Source organism: Streptomyces cinereospinus, from assembly GCF_042430725.1.
GTDB lineage: Bacteria > Actinomycetota > Actinomycetes > Streptomycetales > Streptomycetaceae > Streptomyces > Streptomyces cinereospinus.
The window spans coordinates 1-18,653 of the sequence record NZ_JBHMCY010000024.1 but is presented as its reverse complement, the minus strand read 5'-3'; the positions used below and the strand labels follow the sequence as shown (position 1 = coordinate 18,653).

The following is an 18,653-nucleotide window of genomic DNA, read 5'->3' as shown; positions in this document are numbered from 1 at the left end:
ATCCTCCGCCCGTCGGACCCGGCCGGCCTCACCCCGTACAGGTGACTCGGCCGGCCGCCGGCGTCAGTGGGTCACCACGAGTTTGAACGCGACGATCAGCAGGCCGGTCACCAGGTTCACCGCCGCCGCCGCGGCCATCATGCGAGGGCCCGCCCCCGCCCGCCGCGCCGCGGCCACCGACCAGCCCACCTGTCCGGCCACGGCGACGCACAGCGCCAGCCACCCGGCGCCCTGCACGCCGAGGCCGAGCAGCGGGCTGATCGCCACCGCCACGGCCGGTGGCACGGCGGCCTTCACGATCGGCCACTCGTCACGGCACACCTGCCACGTCACCCGGCGGCCCAGCGGCTGCTGCGCCAGACGCGCCCCGAACAGCTGGGCGTACACGTGGGCGACCCAGAACACCCCGCCGGTGAGCAGCAGGAGCACCGCCAGCTCGACGCGCGGGTACGCGCCGAGGGCACCGGCACCGACCACGACGGAGGCGGCCAGCATCGATCCGTAGACACCGCCGGTGTAGTCGGCGTGCGCGCGGCGTTCCGCCGCCCGGGCCGACGCGTCCCGCGTCCGGGATTTCACGCCTTCTCCTCCGGTTCCGTGCGCCCGGCCGCCGGCTCGGGCTCCTCGGGCCGGGCGGGCCGGCCCGTCGGCAGATGCCGGGTGACCAGGAGGCTCGCCAGGGTGATGCCGCCGACCGCGAGGACGGCCGCCCGGAGGCCGTCGAGCTGCGCCTGCGCGTAGGACTCGGTGAGGGCCGCGACCTCGGACGGGGGCAGTCCGGCCCGTTCGGCCGCCGACCGCACCTGTGCGGTGGGCACGAAGCTGATCCCGGCCTCCAGGGCGACGCCGGTCTCCTGGCGGGCCTGGGCGGACAGCCGGGGATCGGTCTCCACCGCGGCGGTGAAGGCGTGGGCGAGGGCGCCGACGAGGAGGGAGCCGATGAGGGCGGTGCCGAGCGCCGAGCCCAGGTTCTGGGCGGTGAACTGCAGGCCGCCGACCTCGCTGCGCTCCTCCTCCGCGGCGCTGGACTGCACCACGTTGCCGAGCTGCGAGGCGAGCAGGCCCATGCCGACGCCGAGGACGGCCATGGCCGCGAAGAACTGGGCGTCGTCGATGACCGGGTCGATGGTGGCCAGCAGCCACACGACGGCCACCAGCAGGGTCAGCAGGGCCAGCCTGACCACCGCGCGGGGTCCCGCGGTCCGGGCGAGCCGGGCGGCCACCAGCGAGGTCACCAGCATGGTGACGGAGACCGGGAGCAGCCGCAGACCCGTCTCGAAGGCGTCGAACCCCTGCACCACCTGGAGATACAGCGGGATGGCGAAGAACAGGCCGAGCAGGATCAGGTTCTGGCTCAGCAGGGCCAGCAGGCCCGACCGCAGCGGCGGCCGGGCGAGCAGGTCCAGGTGGACCAGGGGGTACTCGCCGCGCGCGTCGCGCCGCCGTTCCCAGGTGCGGAAGAGGGCGAGCACGACCGCGCCGGCCGCGATCACGAAGAGGGTGGGCGCGAAGCCCAGCACGGTGAACGGCGGGTTGCGCGGCCGCACCCAGCCCCAGGTGCCGCTCTGCAGCACGCCGAGCACCCCCAGCGCGAGCCCGGCCGCCGACAGCACGGCCCCGACGGGGTCCATCCGGGGCCGCGGCCCGTCCGGGACGGCCCGCGGGATCGCCCGGTGGCAGAGCAGCACGGCGAGCACGACCACGACCTCGCCGGCGAAGACCAGCCGCCAGGTGAGGTACGTCGTCACCCAGCCGCCCAGCAGCGGGCCCACCGCGATCCCCGCGCCGGCCAGGCCGCCGATGACGCCGTAGGCGACGGGCCGGTCGCGGCCGCGGTAGGACTCGGCGACCAGGGCGGCCATGGACGGCAGGACCAGGGCCGCGCCGAGCCCCTCGACCACGGACCAGCCCAGCGCGAGGACCCCCAGGGTGGGCGCCACGGCGGTGACGGCCGATCCGGTGCCGTAGACGACCATGCCGAGCAGGAAGACGCGGCGGCGGCCCAGGATGTCCCCGAGCCGGCCACCGATGATCATGAAGGCGGCCATGACCAGGGCGTACAGCGTGATGACGGCCTGGATGGCGGTGACCTCGGTGTCGAAGTCCTCGACCAGCCGGCTGATGGACACGTTCATCACGGAGGTGTCCAGCACCATCAGGAACTGGGCCGTACCGAGGACGATCAGGGCGCGCCAGTGCTTCACGGGTCCATCGCAGCAGCCGGCGGGGGCGGGCGCCTCACCCACCGGGGGCGAGGCCGTGCACCGCGGTCCCCGTGTCCGGGGGTCACAGCAGGCGCCGGTCGCGCGCGCGGCGCACCGCGTCGCTGCGCCGGTTCACGCCGAGCTTGCGGTAGACGCTCTTGAGGTGCGTCTTCACCGTGTTCACGGACACCTGGAGGTCCGCGGCGATCTCCTCGGTGGACATCATCAGCGCCAGCCGCCGCAGCACGTCGCGCTCCCGGGCGCTGAGTTCCTCCACGACGAGCGGCGCCGGCGCCCGGCCCGGCTCCTCGGCGAGCCGGGCCCGGGGCCCGGCGGTGAGCCACCCCTGCCTCAGCTCCCGCAGCTCGTCCGTGCTCAGCAGGGGGCCGATCCAGGGCCCGGCCTCCAGGAACGGGCCGCGCAGCCGCTCGCGGCGGGCGTCGAGGAAGGCGCGGGCGACCAGCCGCCGCGCGGTGCCGGTCCGTCCCGCCTGGAGGGCGGCCTGGGCCCGCACCAGGGTGACCCGTACGGTCACCGCCGGGCCGGGCCGGTCGTCGTGGGGCAGGTGGGCGACGAGGTCCTGGGCCTCGGCGAGCCGGCCCTCCGCGAGCCGCGCCCGTGCGGCCTCGACGGCGCACGCCGTCCGGTGGCCCGAGGCGCGCTCCAGGTCCCGGACGGCCGACTCGGGCCGGCCCTGCGCCAGGTGGGCGGCCGCGGTGATCAGCGCGGACTCGTCCTCGGCCCACGGCGAGGCGACGACGGCGGGGACGGTGACGCGCGCCGCCTCCAGCGCGGCCCGCGCGTCGCCCTTGGCCAGCAGCAGGCGTGCCCGGGTGAGCACCCGTCCGGCCTCGGTCACCGGGTCGAGGCACCCGCGGTCGCAGTCGCCGGCCCGTTCCAGCAGCGCCTCGGCCCGGTCCAGCTCGCCGCGGTCGACGGCCACGGCGGCCAGGACCAGGCGGCCGGTGCCGGAGCCGGCCTGCGGGGCCAGGCCGTGGCGTTCCGCCTCGGCCGCCGCCGCCTGGACCTTGCGTTCCGCCCGGGTGTGCCAGCCGGTCAGGCAGTCGATCAGCGCGAGGTGGTCCAGGGCCTCCGTCCGGGGCAGCGCCGTCGCCGCTCCGCCCGCGCAGCCGGCGACGGCGTTCAGCGCCTCCCGCGCGGCGTCGAACCCGCCGGCCCACAGCCGGGCGCAGCCGAGGTGGGTCCAGAGCAGGGCGGTGAGTTCCGGGTGCGCGTCCCGGAGGTCCGCCGGGACGTGCGGGGCGACCGCTTCCGCGATCCGCGCCGCCCGTTCCGCCCGGACGGGTGAACCGGTCAGCCGCCCGGCCAGTGCCTCCAGCAGCGCGCAGGTCAGCCGGGCCGCTCCCGGATCGAGCCCGTCCTGCTCCAGGTTCCTGCCGGCGTGGTCCAGGTGGAGCAGACCGTGGCGCAGGTCGCGGTCGGCCAGTGCGCGGGCCGCGCGGACGAGGTCCGCGGCCGGGCCGGCCGCCTCGCTGCTCATCCGCCCGAACAGGTCGGACAGGTCCCGCGACCGCAGGCCGGTGAAGAGCTGCCCCACCGCCAGGTCCTCGACGACGGCCCGGGCGGCGAAGTTCCAGTCGTCCGCGGCGGCTCCCTGCGCGAGCGCCTCGGGAAGGGTCCCGAAGCGGCGCAGCCACCGCGCGGCCCGGCGGCGCAGCACCGGCTCCAGCCCGGGCGCGCGCTCCCGCAGATGGGCCCGGAGGATCTCCGCGAACAGCGGGTGCAGGCTGTACCAGGAGTGGCCGAGCCGCTGGAGGAACGCGTTCTCCCGGTGCAGTGCCGCCAGCGTCGGCTCGGCGTCGGACCGCTGCGTCAGCGCGTTGAGCAGGTCGGGGCAGAACCGGTCCAGGACGCTGGCCCGCAGCAGCAGGTCCTGCCGCTCGGGCGGCTGCCGGTCCAGCACCTCGGCCAGCAGGAAGTCGGCCACCGTGCTGCGGTCGGCCTCGAACTCCTTGAGGTATCTCTCCGTGTCCGGGCTCTGCTGCGCGGCCAGGGCGCACAGCCGCAGCCCCGCGGCCCAGCCCTGGGTGCGCCGCACCAGCCCGCCCAGGGCGCCCGCGGGCAGCGACAGACCGTGCAGGGCCAGGAGTTCCGCGGCCTCCTCGGGCGTGAAGGCGAGGTCGGCGTTGCGGATCTCCGCCATCAGGCCCGAGGCCCGGTACCGGTGCAGCGGCAGCAGCGGCTCGGAGCGGGTGACGAGCACCAGCCGCAGGCCGCGGCCCGCGTGGTCCAGCACGAACGCCAGTTGCTCGGCGATTTCGGGACCGGTCACCCGGTCGTACTCGTCGAGCACGAGGACGACGGGGCTGTCCCGGCCGTCCAGGCCGGCCGCGACGCGGGCCAGCAGCCGGGCGTCCACCCGGCCCGCTTCGGCGGGACCGCCGACCCCGGACGGCACCGGCACGCCGGCCCCGCGCAGCGCCTCCAGTACGTACGCCCAGAACACGCCGGGGGCCCGGTCGGCGGCGTCGCAGGTCAGCCAGGCGAGCGGCCGGTCCTGCCCGGCGGCCCAGTCGGCCACCAGGAGGGTCTTGCCCGCACCGGCGGTGCCGTTGACCATGGTCAACGTCACCGTCGCCGCCCGGTCGAGAGACTCGACCAGGCGGGCCCGGCGCAGGAAGGTGGCGGGCCTGGCCGGCAGGGTCAGCCGGGTACGCAGGAACGGCACTCCGGCGGGATCCACCCGGGACCACGCCGGCTTCCGCTCCCCCGAGTGGCTCACCGTCACGGCGATCACCACCGTCTTCGTCAGGCGGTCGAAACGCGGCACTGCCAGATTCAGCATTCCAGTCCCCGGCCCCGCCCGCATGCCCGGACGAAAGCCCGTGCCGTGCCCCGAACGGGCCGACGGACGCGGGGCCGGACCCGGGGCGCCCGGGGGAGGCGGGTGCGGGGCGCCCCGAGCCGGCCGTGCGGTCAGCCGGTGTGCGGCCCGGTCGGGGTGCCGGCCGTGCCCCGGCCGCGGGGTGCCGGTTGGACGTGCCGGCCGGCGGCCGTGAGCGGCGTCGTCACCCTGGAGGACGGCGTCCTGCTCGGGTTCGGCCCGCTCTGCCGCGGGCCGTCGGCATCCTGGTGGACCGGGTGCACGGGGCGTGAGCGCGCGCGTCAGCCGGCCAGTACCTGCGGCGCGTTGTCCTTGAGGTGGGCGTTGGCCCAGCACAGCTGGCGCAGGGTGTCGGGGTGGCACTGGCGCACGAGGTCCAGCAGCGGCTCGTCGGCGGTCGCCTGGGCCGCCTGGGCGATCAGCTCCCAGTCCAGGGAGACCTCCGAGGCCCGGACGTGGACCTCGCGCAGGTCGCGCAGCAGGAGCAGACCCTCGTCCGGCTCTCCGTCCTGGGCGTGCCGCCCGTGCGCGGGCTCGGGGTCCTGGACCAGGTCGACGCCGTAGCGCCCGCCGATGGCGGCCAGTTCGCGCAGATGACGGCGGGACCAGGCGGCCAGGTCGAGGGCGAGGTGGTGGACGTCGTGCGCGGACTTGTGGTGGTCCGCCGTACGCAGCAGGGTGCGCACCAGTTCCACCTCGGCGTCGTGCAGTTCGCTGAGTGCCAGGCCGATCCTCATGAGCGGTGTTCCGTCCCTTCCCATCGTGTTCCCTCACCGTCCGGCCGGAGCCCTCGACACCGCGTGCCGCAGCCGAGTTCCCACCGGTCCGGTACCGAACCCCGGGCTCGACGGGGCCTGGTACGGCCACGCCCGCACACAACGACACAGCCACGCCCGCCCGCACTCGGCACGGTCACGCGCGCACGCACGCACGCACCGGTACGGCTGCACCCGCACGGTTTCCGGTTCCCGACGCCCGGCACCCGTGCCCGCACAGGCCGACGCGCGGACGCCGCACGGCTCTTCCCGCCCCGCTCCGCGCCCGAGCCCCGCGCCCGCTCCGCGCTCACCCGGCGGCCGCCCGCGCTCCAGGCGCCGCCGCGCCGGTTCGCACCAGCGGAGGTTCTCCCGTTCGAACGACATCCCGCGCAGCCCGGTCGCCTTCGAGCCGTGCACCGAACAGGGCCGTCGCCGCCGCGATCCCGCGCGCGGTCGCCGAGGTCTTCGAGGACTTCGCCCACGAGCGGGAGATCGGCGCCTGTGACGCCCGCGACCGCGCCCCGGTCCTCACCGCGACGGTCGCCGGGAAGCGGCCAGGGCTGTGACTTCCCGCGCCTGGACGACGACGGGAGGATCGCGGACCTCACGGTCATGGTCCGCCCGCTGTCGGCCGCCCGGGCGCCGGCCGAGGCGACGGGCGCCCCCTTCGGCGCCGTCGCACGGGAGGCGGCCGGGTCCTGACCCGGGCGGGCCCGGGTCAGGACTGGTACGGCTGCTGCTGCGGCTGCCCGTACGGCTGGCCGCCCGGCCCGCCCGCCGCCTGCACCTGCAACTGCTCCGCCTGCTCCTTGGTCACCCGCTGTTCGGCGCCGCAGAACGTGCACTGCGTCGCGTACTTGGTCGAGAACGGGAACAGCGGCACGAAGAACAGGGTGAACTTCGTGACGCGCTTCCTGAGCGTGTGGGCGGCGGGGTTGCCGCACCGGCCGCAGAGCAGCGTGAGTATCGCGATCTGGTACAGGTAGCCCTTGGTACCGAAGATGATCATGTGTTCGTTCCTTCCCGGGGCGGCGTCTGCCGGCGTTCGGCCGGCCGGCGGCGCGGTGCGCTCACCGGACAGCCTCGTACACACCGCCGTACCGGACCAAATGCGCCCGGCGCGTGTTCAGCCGGGAACGGGGAACGCGAGCGGTGTCCGTCCAACAGCGAACTGGGAGACCCTCATGATGATCGCCGGCATCATTGCCGCCTGCGTGGTACTCGCCGTACTCGCCTTCCTGCTCCCCCGCCTGTCCCGCCATCCGCAGAACGGCGCGCAGCGCACCCTCGGTTTCGGGTCCAGGGCCGGGTCGAAGGCACCCGGGCCGCTGGGCCGCCTGTTCAGCAAGCCGTTCTCGTCCAGCTCGCGGGCGCTCGGCCGCAGCGGCTCGGCGGGCCGCCGGGCGCGGGGCCGGCTGCCGTTCTGACGGGGGGCGCGGCCGGCGTCGGGCACGGCCCCGGCCAGCCGGTCGCCGGATGTGCTGCTGTTGATCCGCGCTCTTCGGGTACTCGCTGCACGTGCCGAGATCCGGACGGCGGGCTCACGGCCCGCCGCTCACGATCGCAAGGAGGTCGGACATGAGCACGGTCAAGGAAACAGTCGAGGTCGAGGTCCCCCTGCACACCGCCTACAACCAGTGGACGCAGTTCGAGGAGTTCCCCCGCTTCATGGAGGGCGTCGAGGAGGTCAGGCAGCTCGACGACCGGCACAACCACTGGACCACGAAGATCGGCGGAGTGCGCCGGGAGTTCGACACCGAGATCGTCGACCAGCTCCCCGACGAGCGGATCACCTGGCGCACCACCTCGGGTGACACCCAGCAACGGGGCTCCGTCCGCTTCCAGCGCGTGGACGACACGCACACCCGCGTGGAACTGGTCATGGACGTCGAACCGTCGGGCGTCGCGGAGAAGGCCGCGGACATGACCGGCGTCATCGACCGGCGCATCAAGGGAGACATGCGGCGGTTCAAGGACTACGTCGAGCAGCGCGGGGGCGAGACCGGAGGCTGGCGCGGACGCATCAAGCCCGGTCCGTCCTGACCCCGGCCGGCCGCACCCCCGAGAGCCCGCGCCCGCCCCGCCCCGAGCGGCGTGCGAGCGGTCTCGGGGGTGTTCGCCTGCCCGGAGGCCGGACAGCCGCGAGGCATGACAGTCCCCGAGGCGCAGACAGTGCCGAGGCGTGGCGGTAGGTACCAGAGCGTGACGGTGCCGAGGGGAGACGGCGCCGGGGCGTGACGGTACGTGATCATCGGATGCAACCTTCCGGCCATCTCGGCCGTCTTAGCCGATATCACCAACACGCACACCTTGGGGTTGCAATGGCACGAAACAGGACAGTCAGAGGGACGGCGTGGACGACGCTCGCGCTGCTGGGCGTCACGTCGGTACTGGTGGCCGCCCCGGCCCGGGCCGCCACCGCGGGCGCCCCGGTCGCCGCCGCGCCGGCGACGGCGTGTCCGACCGGCTGGGGCAGCGCGGCCAAGACCCGGACCGCCACCACGACGGCGCCGGTCACGGAGGTCAGGACCGGCCGCCAGGCCTGCTACGACCGGATGGTCGTCGACCTGCCCGGCGCGGGCGGCAGCGGCTCCGGCTACTCGGTCCGGTACGTCGACCGGCTCCGCCAGGACGGCTCCGGCCGGCCCGTACCGGTCGCCGGCGGAGCCGTCATCGAGGTCCGGGTGACCGCGCCGAGCTACGACCCCGGGACCGGGGCGCCGACCTACCCCGCCCGGGCCGGCCAGCAACTGCCGGGCGTCGACCTCACCGGCTACCGCACGTTCCGGGACGCCCGGTTCGGCGGCAGCTTCGAGGGCGAGACGCAGATCGGGCTCGGCGTGCGGGCGCGACTGCCCTTCCGGGTCCTGGTGCTGACGGACCGTGTCGTGGTCGACGTGGCGCACAACTGGACCGGGGCCCGCTGAGGACGCCGCACCGCCGGACCGGACCGGCCCTCCCGTCCCCGGCGGACGGCCGGACCGGTCCGCGCCCCGGCACCGCCACGGAGCCCGCCCGGCCGTCCGCGCCCGGCGGGCTTCGCCCTGCCGGGGGCCGGCCCGTGCCCGGCGCCCGCCGGACCGGCCGCAGCCGGCGCGGACCGCGCACCCGCCGTCCCCCGTGTGCGCCCCCCGTGCCACCGCCTCCGCCACCGCGCCCTTGACACGTGTGCCATACTCGCCGCGTTCTGCAATGGTCCAATCCGGGGGAATCTTCGTTGAAGCGGCGGTGTGCGCGTTCCGTCATGGGGACGCGGGTGGCGTGCTGGAGCCGTACCGGATGAGTGGTATAGCCCTCGCCACGCCGTATCTCGACACCGACGCCGATCAGCTCTCGTTCGCGCTCGGCCACCCCCCGTACCCCGCGCTCGCCGTGCGGGACGTGACGGTCGGCGGGATCGACGTGCACCTCAGGCTCCTGGGCGCCTCGCACCAGGTCGTCGTGGGGCCGGTCCGGGAGACCGTGGCCTGCCTGCCCGGCGTGGACGGCGGCCTGCCGGAGGTGGCGGAGCACGAGGCCGAGGGCTGGGACTACCGCTTCGGCGCCCAGGTCCGGCGTTACGCCACCGGCGACTTCAGCACGCGGGTGGCGGAGCTGCGCGGCCGGGCGGAGGCGCATCCCCGGGCGCTGTGCGGCATCTTCCCCGGCTCCCCGGAAGCGGTCACCGCGCTGACCGTCGAGTGGCACGGCACAGGACCGAGCTGGCACACCTGGCACACGTATCCGCAGAGCCGCACGATCGTGGCGACGCACACCCGGCTGGAGGTCCGTTGAAGACCGCCCGACGCATCGGCGTCCTGTTCCTCGCCACGGCGGCGCTCGCCGCCTGTTCCGGCGGCTCCGGCGGCAACGCCGTACCGTCGAGCTGGATCCGCAAGGAGTACCGTGCCGGCGGCGGGGGCTACCTCGACCGGGCCGACCCGGTGTCCACGGTCGCGGGCGAGATAGCGAAGCACGCCTCGCCCCGGGACCGCACCACCAGCGGCAGCATGGTCTTCCTGCGCTACCGGGACGACATCGTCGCGGTCAGCCCCTACCTGGGCGGCAGCCGCATCGAGATCGACGACTACCGCGGCGGCTACTACCGCTGGAGGCCGCACGTGAGCTCGGTGTGGCCGGACCCCGACAGCGACTCGTTCCGCGGCGGCGGCCCCGGCTCCGGCAAGTGAGCCACCGCCCGCCACAGCCACCGCACCCCACCCATCCGAAGTCCTCGAAAGGCACCCCGTGGCAGAGATCTTCGAGTCGGCAGGCACGGCCCTGCTCTACGGCCTGGCCGGCTTCGTGGTGATGGTGGTCGGGTTCATCGCCCTCGACCTCGTCACCCCCGGCAAGCTGGTCCATGTGGTGTGGACGGAGCGGAACCGGGGCGCGGCCGTCCTGCTGGCCGGCCAGACGCTCGCGATCGGCCTCGTCATCGACCAGTCCATCCGGGCCAGCGAGTCCGAACTGGGCCTCGGCCACGGCCTGTTCAGCACCCTGCTGTACGGCCTGGCCGGAGTCGTCGTGATGACCCTGATCGCGTGCCTGATCGGGCTGCTGACCCCCGGCCGCCTCGGCCACGCCGTCCTCGACGACCAGGACGGCCGCCCCCACCCCGCCGCCTGGGTCCAGGCGGCCATGTACATCGGTACGGCCTTCATGGTCGGCGCCGCGGTCTCCTGAGCCCGCCGGCGTGGATACCACCCTGGACCGCACCGCACCGGCCGACGCGCCGCCGCCCGTGAGGCACTCGCGGGCGGCTCGTTTCCTGCTCCTGCTCGCGGTGTTCGTCTGCGCGGCCTGCGGTCTGGTCTACGAGCTGGCGCTGACCGCGCTGGGCAGTTACCTGATCGGCAACTCCGTGACGCAGACCTCCGTGGTCATCTCCGTCATGGTCTTCGCCATGGGTCTCGGCTCCCTGGCCGCGAAGCCGCTGCAACGGCACGCCGTCGGGGCCTTCGCCCTGCTGGAGGGGGCGCTGGCGCTGGTCGGCGGCCTGTCGGTGCTGGTGCTCTACGTGACGTTCGCCTGGCTGCGCGTCTACATGCCGGCCATGGTGGCCGTGTCGTTCGCCGTCGGCCTGCTCATCGGGGCGGAGATCCCGCTGCTGATGACGCTGCTCCAGCGGATCAGGCGGCAGGAGGCGGGCAGCGCGGTCGCCGACCTGTTCGCCGCGGACTACGTGGGGGCGCTCGTCGGCGGCCTGTGCTTCCCGCTGCTGCTCCTGCCCACCTTCGGGCAGCTCAGGGGCGCGCTGGTGGTGGGCGCGGTCAACGCCGTGGCCGGTGTCGTGGTGGTGCTGTGGATCTTCCGCAGGGAGACCCGGCGGGCGGTGCGCGTGACGCTGCTGGCCGGTTCCGCCGCCGTGCTCGCCGTGCTGGGCTCGGTGTACGCCCTGGCCGACGACATCGAGGTGACGGCACGCCAGCAGCTGTACCGCGACCCGATCGTGCACGCCGAGACCACCGCGTACCAGGACATCGTCGTCACCCGGTCCACCGCGTTCACGGGCAGCCCCGACATGCGGTTGTTCCTCAACGGGGATCTGCAGTTCTCGTCCGTCGACGAGTACCGCTACCACGAGGCACTCGTGCATCCGGCGCTGTCGCGGCAGCGCTCCTCGGTGCTGATCCTGGGCGGCGGCGACGGACTGGCCCTGCGGGAGGTGCTGCGCTACGACGACGTCGAGCGGGTCACGCTGGTCGATCTGGACCCGGCGATGACGCGGCTCGCCCGCACCTTCGGGCCGCTGGCCGAGCTCAACGACGACGCGTTCGACGACCCGCGGGTGCGCGTCGTCCACGCCGACGCGTTCACCTGGCTGCGGGACGCCGGCCGGCGCCACGACGCGGTCGTCATCGACTTCCCGGACCCGGACACCGCCGCGCTGGCCAAGCTGTACAGCGTCGAGTTCTACCACCTGCTGCGCCACGCGCTGAACCCCGGCGGCCAGGTCGTGGTGCAGGCGGGCTCGCCGTTCTTCGCACCCAAGTCGTACTGGTCCATCGCCGCCACGATCGAGCAGGCCGGCTACCGCACCGCCGCGTACCAGGCGGACGTCCCCAGCTTCGGCAACTGGGGGTACGTCCTCGCCGTCCCCGGCGCCGACGGGCCGCGGCCGGTGCCGCGCCTGGCCGACGACGCCCCGGCACTGCGCTTCCTGGACGACGCCGTGCTGCGGGCCGCCTCCGTCTTCCCCCTCGACCGCCGTCCCCAGGACGTCCGGGCGAGCACCCTGATGGATCCGGCGGTGCTGGAGTACGCGCGCCACGAGTGGCAGGACTACTGACCGGCCAGCGCCTCCAGCGCCCCGCGGTCGGCCTTGCCGTTGGCGTTCAGCGGCAGTTCCGCCAGGAAGTGGAACCTCTTGGGGATCATGTAAGCGGGCATGGCGCGCCGGCACAGCTCCGCCAGGCCGGCCGGGGCGACCCGGGCCGGGGACGCCACCACGAACGCCGTGAGGGCCGCTTCGCCGCCGGGCCCGTCGAGGGCCAGCACCACCGCGGCCGCCACGTCGGGGTGTTCGGCCAGCCGGCGTTCGATCTCGCCGAGTTCGATCCGGTTGCCGCGGATCTTCACCATGGAGTCGGCGCGGCCGCAGAAGTACAGCTCGCCCGCCGGGCCGCGGTACGCCAGGTCGCCGGAGCGGTAGACCAGTTGCCCGGAGCGCGGTTCGAGCGGGTCCGGGACGAGGACGGCGCGGGTCGCGTCCGGGTCGTCCCAGTACCCGGAGAACAGGGACGGGCAGCGGACGTACATCTCCCCCGCGACCCCCGGCTCGTCGACCGGTTCGCCCTGCTCGTCGAGGAGCAGGATCTCGGCACCCGGGTAGCCGTGCCCGATGGACAGCGCCTCGGCGTCCTCGGGCAGCGGGTCGGGCACCTCGGCGAACGAGCACGCCACGGTCTCGGTGGCGCCGAACGCGTTGACGACCCGCAGGTGCGGCAGCAGCTCCCGCAGCCGGCGCAGTTCGGGCAGGGGGAAGTTCTCCCCCGCGAACAGGATGCCGCGCAACTGCCCGCCGAGGGCCGCGACACCGTCGGGTTCGTGCCGCAGCAGCGGCCGCCACAGCGACGGGACGCCGTGCACGACGGTGGCCGCCGTGTCCCGCAGGAAGCCGAGCAGCCGGCGCGGGAAGCTGAGGAACGGCCGGGGTACGGCGATCAGGGTGGCGCCCGAGCCGAGGGTCACGCAGATGTCGAACAGCGCCACGTCGAAGGCCAGCGGGGACGTGCTCGCCACCCGGTCGCCGGGGGACAGGGCGCCGAAGCGCTGGGTGCCGCGGTAGAAGGCCAGCGCCGCGTGGTGGCTCATCACCACGCCCTTGGGGCGGCCGGTGGTGCCCGAGGTGAAGATGACGTAGGCCGGGTCGCCGCCCACCACGCCGCGCCGGCGCGGCCGCCGGTCCGGCGGCAGCCGGTCGAGGGCGATCCGGCCGTCCGCGTCGAACGCGCCGAGCGGCACGTCGTCCCGGGGCGCGCGGGCCGGGCCGCCCGCCGGGTGCAGGTACAGCGCCGGTCCGGTCGCGCCGATGACGGTGTCCAGCCGCAGGGCCGGTGTGCCGGGGTCGACCGGGATGAACACGGCGCCGACGCGCGCGCAGGCGAGCAGGACGGCGATCGCCGCGGCGGAGGTGTGGGACTCGACCACCACCCGGTCGCCGACGTGCACCCCGGCCGCGGTCAGTTCCCTGGCGTACTCCTCGACGCGCTGGGCGAGTTCGCCGTACGACACCGTGGTGACGGACCCGGACGCGCCGAGCTCCACCACGGCGGGCTCGTCCGGCGTCCGGGTGGCCGGCGCCAGCGCGAACGCGTCGAGCGTGTCGGCGGGGAACCGGGGGCTGAACCGCTCATCGGCCATGCTCTCGTCCTTCTGCTGCTGCCGGCCGGGGGCCGTGTCCTCGTGCCGCTAACCGAAGGCCACGGCCTTCACGTACTCGGTCAGTACCGCGTGGAACCGCTCCGGCTCCTCCAGGTGCGGCACGTGGCTGGAGTGCTCGAAGATCTCCCACCGCACGTCCGGGATGAGGTCCGCGTAGGGCCGGACGGTCTCCGGGGTGGCCTCGTCGTGGCGGCCGGAGACCAGCAGGGTCGGCACGGCGATGCCGGAGACGCAGTCCGTGACCCCCCAGGTGCGCAGGGAGCCGATCACGTGGAACTCGCTGGGGCCGTTCATGGTGAAGTAGACCGTCGGGTCGTTGTACATCTCGAAGAACGACGCCTGGTACTCGCGGGGCCACGGGTCGAGACGGCACAGGTGCCGGTCGTAGAAGACGCGGGTGGCCGCGTGGTACTCGTCGCTGCCGGTCGTGCCGGCGGCCTCGTGGCGCAGCAGGGTCTCGTTGACACCGGCGGGCAGCCGGGACCGCAGGACGTCCATCTGCTCCAGCCACAGCGGGTACGAGGCAGGGGCGTCGGCGATCACCAGCCCCCGCAGTCCGGCGGGGGCGGTCGAGGCGTGCTTGGCCACGAGCAGGCCGCCCCACGAGTGGCCGAACAGCAGGTAGTTGTCGGCGATGCCGAGGTGGCGCACCAGGTTGTCCAGCTCGGCGAGGAACAGTTCGACGGTCCAGAAGTCCGCCGGCGCGTCCGGCAGGTGGGTCGAACCGCCGTTGCCGATCTGGTCGTAGTGGACCACGGGGACGCCCAGTTCGGACAGGGCGGCCAGGCTCACCAGGTAGTCGTGCGTGCTGCCGGGTCCGCCGTGCGCCACCACGAGCGCCGTCCGGTGCGGCGACAGTTCGCCGGTGACCCGGTACCAGGTCCTGTACTCACCGAACGGCGCCACGCCCTTGGCAGTGGGGCGGAACACTAGACCCGCTTGCCGGTGACCGGGAACGTGCCGAACATGCCGGGCTTCGCCTTGCCGGTCATGGTGTCGCCGTTGCGGGTCAGGGTCAGCGTCATCTTCAGCGGCACCGGCTTGTGCGACTTGACCTTGAAGGACACGAGGTCGCCGTCGATCTTTCCGTCGATGATGTCCGGGTCGATGACCTGACCGTCCGCGCGGCAGGTGCCGACCAGCTTGCCGTCCTCCGCCTTCATGTCCACCCACAGGCTCTGCTTGCCGATGGGGCTGTCGATCGTGAACTCCCAGCTGCCGTCAGCGCTCATTGCCGCTCCTGTTTGCTCGATCACGCGATGTCATCCTTGACGATAGGGAGGGCCGGACCCGGCAAGTACCCCTAGTCACCCCTACCGGCGTGCCGGCCGATCCACTCCTCGACAAGGCCGCCGACCTGCGCCGCATGGTCTTCGATCATGGAGAAGTGGGTGGCCCGCACGGCCGCGAAGTGGTGTGCCGGGTCCCATGGTCTGGCGCGCCAGGCGTCGTCGCCGTCCGCGGCCGCGGCGGAGGCCGCGGCGGAGGGCACGAAGGACTCCGTGGCGCCGACGAAGAGCACGGGGGCCGCCACCGGCTCCAGGGTGAACCTGGGCACGAGGTCGAAGTAGCGGTTCATCGCGGACAGGGCGCTGCTGTGGAACATGCCGTACGCCGCGTCCTTCTGGACCAGTCCGACGGTGAGCTGTTCCATCAGCCGGCCCTGGTCCCGGTCGTCCAGGTCGACCCGGTAGGTGTCCATCAGGACGACGCCCGCCGGCCGGACACCGCGCTCCCGTTCCAGATGGCCGGCCGTGGCGTAGGCGAGCGTGCCGCCCGACGAGTAGCCGATCAGGACGAACGGGCGGCCCGCGGCGGCCCGCAGCACGCCTTCGGCGAGGCAGTCGATCACGGCGTCGGTGGAGTGCGGCAGCGGCTCCCCGGCCGTGAACCCCGGGTTGGTCAGCGTGATCATCGGGCGCCTGCCGCGGAACGCGGCGGCGAGCCGCGCGTGCTGGTGCGGGCCACCGGTCGCCATCGGCGTGCTGATGCCGATCAGCACGGGCTCCTGCGGCCCGTCCGCGAGCCGGACCCCGTCGGGCAGGGGCCCGAAGTCGGCGGCGGTCGCGAACCGCGGGCGCAGCTCGGAGACGGCACGCAGCAGGTCGAATCCCTTGAGCACCTGGTCGGACAGCACGGCCGCCCGGAACAGCTCGGCCAGGGTGTCCGGCGTCCCGCCGGCCGCCGGGGCGGCGGCGGGCGGCAGGGAGAGGTCGGCGTGCAGACGGCGGGCGAGGGCGGTGGGGTTCTTGTTGTCGAACACCGCCATCGGCGACAGCCGCAGGCCCGTGGCGGCGGTCAGCCGGTTGCGCAGCTCGACGGCGGCGAGCGAGTCGAAGCCCAGCTCCAGGAAGTCGCGTTCGGGGTCGACGGCCTGCGCGCTGTCGTGTCCCAGTACGGCGGCGGCGTGGGCGCGCACCACCTGCGTGAGCTCCCGTTCCTGCTCGGCGCCGGACAGCCCCGCGAGCCGGCGCGCCAGGTCCCCGGCGTCCGCGGGCCCGGCGGCGGCGCGCCGCCGCACCGGGGGCACCAGGCCGCGCAGGAGCGCCGGGAGTTCCCCGGGCCGCGACCGCAGGGCCGTCGCGTCCACCGTGACGGGGACGAGCGTGGCCCGGTCGGTGACCAGCGCGGTGTCGAAGGCCGCCAGCCCCTCCTCGACGGTGAGGACGGGGAAGCCCTGTCGGGCGAGGCGGCCCCGGTCGGCCTCGGTCAGCCACCGGCCGAGGCCCGCCTCGACGCCCCACAGCCCGTACGCCAGCGAGGTCGCGGGCAGCCCGTGCGCCGCACGGTGCGCGGCGAGGGCGTCGAGGAAGACGTTCCCGGCGGCGTATCCGCCCTGCCCGGCGGCCAGCACCAGGCCTCCGGCCGAGGAGAACATGACGAACGCGCGCAGCGGCAGGCCGGCGGTGAGTTCGTGCAGGTGCCAGGCTCCGTCGACCTTGGGGCGCAGCGTCGTCTCGATCCGCTGCGGCGTCAGCGAGCCGACCACACCGTCGTCGACGGCGCCGGCCGCGTGCACGACGGCGGTGAGCGGTGCGGCCGGGTCGACGCCGGCCAGCACGGCGGCCAGCGCGTCGCGGTCGCCGGCGTCGCAGGCGACGACACGCACGTCGGCGCCGAGTCCGGTGAGGTCGGCGCGCAGCTGGTCGGCGCCGGGTGCGTCGGGGCCGCTGCGGCTGGTCAGGACGAGCCAGCGGATGCCGTGGCGGCTGACGAGGTGCCGTGCCACCAGGGCGCCGAGGCCGCCCGTTCCGCCGGTGACGAGAACGGTGCCCGTGGGGTCGAGCGGTGATCCGGAGGCCTCGCCGGCGTGCTGCTCGCGGGCCAGGCGGGGCACCAGCATCTGCCCGTCCCTGAGCACCAGTTCGGGCTCGCCGGTCGCCACCGCGGCGGCGAGCGGGGACGTGCCGCCCACCGTCCCGGTGGCGTCGTCCACGTCGGCCAGGACGAACCGGCCGGGGTTCTCGGCCTGCGCCGCGCGGACCAGCCCCCAGACCGGTGCCTGGTGCAGAGTGACGTCCGAACCGCCGGTCACGCTCATCGCGCGGTCCGTCACGACCACCAGCGTCGCGGCCGCGAAACGCTCCTCGGCCAGCCAGAGCTGCACCGTGCCGAGCGCCTCGGCGAGCGCCTCGCGGACGTCGGCCGGCAGGGCGGCCCGAGCGGGCGCGGCCCGCCAGAACACGATGTCGGGCACGGGTACGGCGCCCGCGTCGAGCGCCGCGACCAGAGCGGGCAGATCGGCGTACGGGCAGCCGTGCCCGACCGTGACCCGGCCGGCCCCGGAGTCCGCCTGCGGCGGGGAGCCGACCGGGACCCACTCCATCCGGTACGGGGACGTGCCACCCTGCCGCAGCACGGCGAGCTGCTCGGGGGTGATCTCCCGCAGGGTCAGCGCGCCGACCGTGGCCACCGGGCTGCCGGAGAGGTCGGCGAGGGCGAGCGCGACGGCCCGGTCACCGGCCGGTGTGATCCTCACCCGGAGGCCGCGCGCGCCGTGGGCGTGCACGACGACACCGCTCCAGGAGAACGGCAGCACGGTGCCGGCACCGTCACCGTCCTGGTCGTCGCCGGCCAGGCCCAGCGCGTGCAGCGAGGCGTCCAGCAGGGCCGGGTGGAGGCCGTAGCGGGCGGCCTCGGTGTGGATCCGCTCCGGCAGCGAGATCTCGGCGTACATCTCGTCGCCGCGCTGCCAGGCGGCCGTGAGCCCCTGGAACACCGGCCCGTAGCCATAGCCGCGCGCGAGCATCGTCTCGTAGGCGTCGTCCACCGGCACGGCCACGGCACCGGGCGGCGGCCACTGCGTCAGTCCGGCGGGTTGCAACGGTCCTGCCGTGCCGAGGACCCCGTCCGCGTGACGCACCCACGGCTGGGTGTCGTCGGTGCGTGAGTGGATCGCGACGGTACGGCCACCGCCCTCGGCGGGGGCGCCGACGGACACCTGGATCGTCGTCCCGCCCTGCTCGGGCAGGGTGAGCGGCGCGGCCAGCACCAGTTCGTCGAGAACCTCGCAGCCGACCTGCCCGCCTGCCGCGAGCGCCAGCTCCACGAACCCGGTGCCGGGGAACAGGACCGACCCGCCGACGACGTGGTCGGCCAGCCAGGGCTGGGTCTGTGTCGACAGACGGCCGGTGAACACGACCGCGTCGGAGTCGGCGAGCTGGACGGCCGCGCCGAGCAGCGGATGCCCGGCCGCCGCCAGCCCCAGCGACGCCGGGCCGGCACCGGCCGGACGCTCGGGCTGCCAGTAGCGCTGGCGTTGGAAGGGGTAGGTGGGGAGGCCGTCGAGGTGGTGCCCGCCGGGGTGCAGGGCGGTGAAGTCGACGTCCGCGCCGCGGGTGTGGAGGTCGCCCAGGGCCGTGAGGAGAGTGCGGGACTCGTCGCGGTCCCGGCGCTGAGCGGCCACGACATGGGCGCCGACGGGAGCGACGTCCTCGGCCATCGCGGCCAGGACGGTGTCCGGGCCGACCTCCAGGAACC

At 74.7% G+C, this 18,653-nt stretch carries 16 protein-coding genes; 7 read left to right on the top strand and 9 right to left on the bottom strand.

Annotated features, from left to right (window positions below; translation table 11 throughout):
- Positions 1-63 precede the first annotated feature (63 nt).
- The 5 genes from ACFF45_RS14810 to ACFF45_RS14790 form a co-directional block, all read right to left on the bottom strand.
- Positions 64-579, bottom strand: a complete 516-nt coding sequence (locus tag ACFF45_RS14810; RefSeq protein WP_381346445.1) for a hypothetical protein — start codon at positions 577-579, stop codon at positions 64-66.
- On the bottom strand, positions 576-2,204 hold the full coding sequence (locus ACFF45_RS14805; RefSeq protein WP_381346443.1) for an MFS transporter: 1,629 nt from the start codon (positions 2,202-2,204) through the stop codon (positions 576-578). The genes ACFF45_RS14810 and ACFF45_RS14805 overlap by 4 nt, the downstream gene beginning before the upstream one ends.
- Before the next feature lie 82 nt (positions 2,205-2,286).
- Positions 2,287-5,010 carry a helix-turn-helix transcriptional regulator gene (locus ACFF45_RS14800; RefSeq protein ID WP_381346442.1) on the bottom strand — a complete coding sequence of 908 codons (2,724 nt, stop codon included), beginning with the start codon at positions 5,008-5,010 and terminating at the stop codon, positions 2,287-2,289.
- A gap of 320 nt (positions 5,011-5,330) precedes the next feature.
- The gene (locus tag ACFF45_RS14795) at positions 5,331-5,786 is read right to left on the bottom strand and encodes a hypothetical protein (RefSeq protein ID WP_381346440.1); all 456 of its coding nucleotides are present in this window, start codon (positions 5,784-5,786) and stop codon (positions 5,331-5,333) included.
- Between the two features lie 739 nt (positions 5,787-6,525).
- The gene (locus ACFF45_RS14790; protein WP_381346438.1) at positions 6,526-6,816 is read right to left on the bottom strand and encodes a zinc-ribbon domain-containing protein; all 291 of its coding nucleotides are present in this window, start codon (positions 6,814-6,816) and stop codon (positions 6,526-6,528) included.
- 175 nt (positions 6,817-6,991) lie between these two features.
- On the opposite strand from ACFF45_RS14790, the gene ACFF45_RS14785 reads away from it, so the two are divergent.
- The 7 genes from ACFF45_RS14785 to ACFF45_RS14755 all read left to right on the top strand — a co-directional run bounded on the left by ACFF45_RS14785 (position 6,992) and on the right by ACFF45_RS14755 (position 12,078).
- Complete coding sequence (locus ACFF45_RS14785; protein ID WP_381346437.1) at positions 6,992-7,234, top strand: DUF6411 family protein; 243 nt, start codon at positions 6,992-6,994, stop codon at positions 7,232-7,234.
- Positions 7,235-7,385: 151 nt separating this feature from the next.
- Complete coding sequence (locus ACFF45_RS14780; protein WP_381346435.1) at positions 7,386-7,850, top strand: SRPBCC family protein; 465 nt, start codon at positions 7,386-7,388, stop codon at positions 7,848-7,850.
- Positions 7,851-8,128: 278 nt separating this feature from the next.
- On the top strand, positions 8,129-8,734 hold the full coding sequence (locus ACFF45_RS14775) for an AMIN-like domain-containing (lipo)protein (protein WP_381346433.1): 606 nt from the start codon (positions 8,129-8,131) through the stop codon (positions 8,732-8,734).
- A 352-nt stretch (positions 8,735-9,086) separates the two neighbouring features.
- Positions 9,087-9,581, top strand: a complete 495-nt coding sequence (locus ACFF45_RS14770; protein ID WP_381346431.1) for a DUF2617 family protein — start codon at positions 9,087-9,089, stop codon at positions 9,579-9,581.
- Complete coding sequence (locus tag ACFF45_RS14765; protein ID WP_381346429.1) at positions 9,578-9,976, top strand: DUF4247 domain-containing protein; 399 nt, start codon at positions 9,578-9,580, stop codon at positions 9,974-9,976. Before ACFF45_RS14770 ends, ACFF45_RS14765 begins: the two co-directional genes overlap by 4 nt.
- A gap of 58 nt (positions 9,977-10,034) precedes the next feature.
- Positions 10,035-10,472 carry a DUF350 domain-containing protein gene (locus ACFF45_RS14760; protein ID WP_381346427.1) on the top strand — a complete coding sequence of 146 codons (438 nt, stop codon included), beginning with the start codon at positions 10,035-10,037 and terminating at the stop codon, positions 10,470-10,472.
- Between the two features lie 10 nt (positions 10,473-10,482).
- Positions 10,483-12,078, top strand: coding sequence for a polyamine aminopropyltransferase (locus ACFF45_RS14755; RefSeq protein ID WP_381346425.1), 1,596 nt, complete (start codon positions 10,483-10,485; stop codon positions 12,076-12,078).
- On the opposite strand, the gene ACFF45_RS14750 is transcribed toward ACFF45_RS14755, so the two are convergent.
- From ACFF45_RS14750 to ACFF45_RS14735, 4 genes are all read right to left on the bottom strand, one after another.
- On the bottom strand, positions 12,072-13,652 hold the full coding sequence (locus ACFF45_RS14750; protein ID WP_381346423.1) for an amino acid adenylation domain-containing protein: 1,581 nt from the start codon (positions 13,650-13,652) through the stop codon (positions 12,072-12,074). The two genes, ACFF45_RS14755 and ACFF45_RS14750, sit on opposite strands and share 7 nt — an antisense overlap.
- A gap of 48 nt (positions 13,653-13,700) precedes the next feature.
- The gene (locus ACFF45_RS14745) at positions 13,701-14,603 is read right to left on the bottom strand and encodes a proline iminopeptidase-family hydrolase (protein ID WP_381346421.1); all 903 of its coding nucleotides are present in this window, start codon (positions 14,601-14,603) and stop codon (positions 13,701-13,703) included.
- Positions 14,603-14,905, bottom strand: coding sequence for a hypothetical protein (locus tag ACFF45_RS14740; RefSeq protein ID WP_381346419.1), 303 nt, complete (start codon positions 14,903-14,905; stop codon positions 14,603-14,605). The genes ACFF45_RS14745 and ACFF45_RS14740 overlap by 1 nt, the downstream gene beginning before the upstream one ends.
- A 71-nt stretch (positions 14,906-14,976) precedes the next feature.
- Positions 14,977-18,653, bottom strand: a 3,677-nt coding sequence (locus ACFF45_RS14735) for a type I polyketide synthase (RefSeq protein WP_381346417.1), incomplete at its 5' end; no start/stop codon positions are given.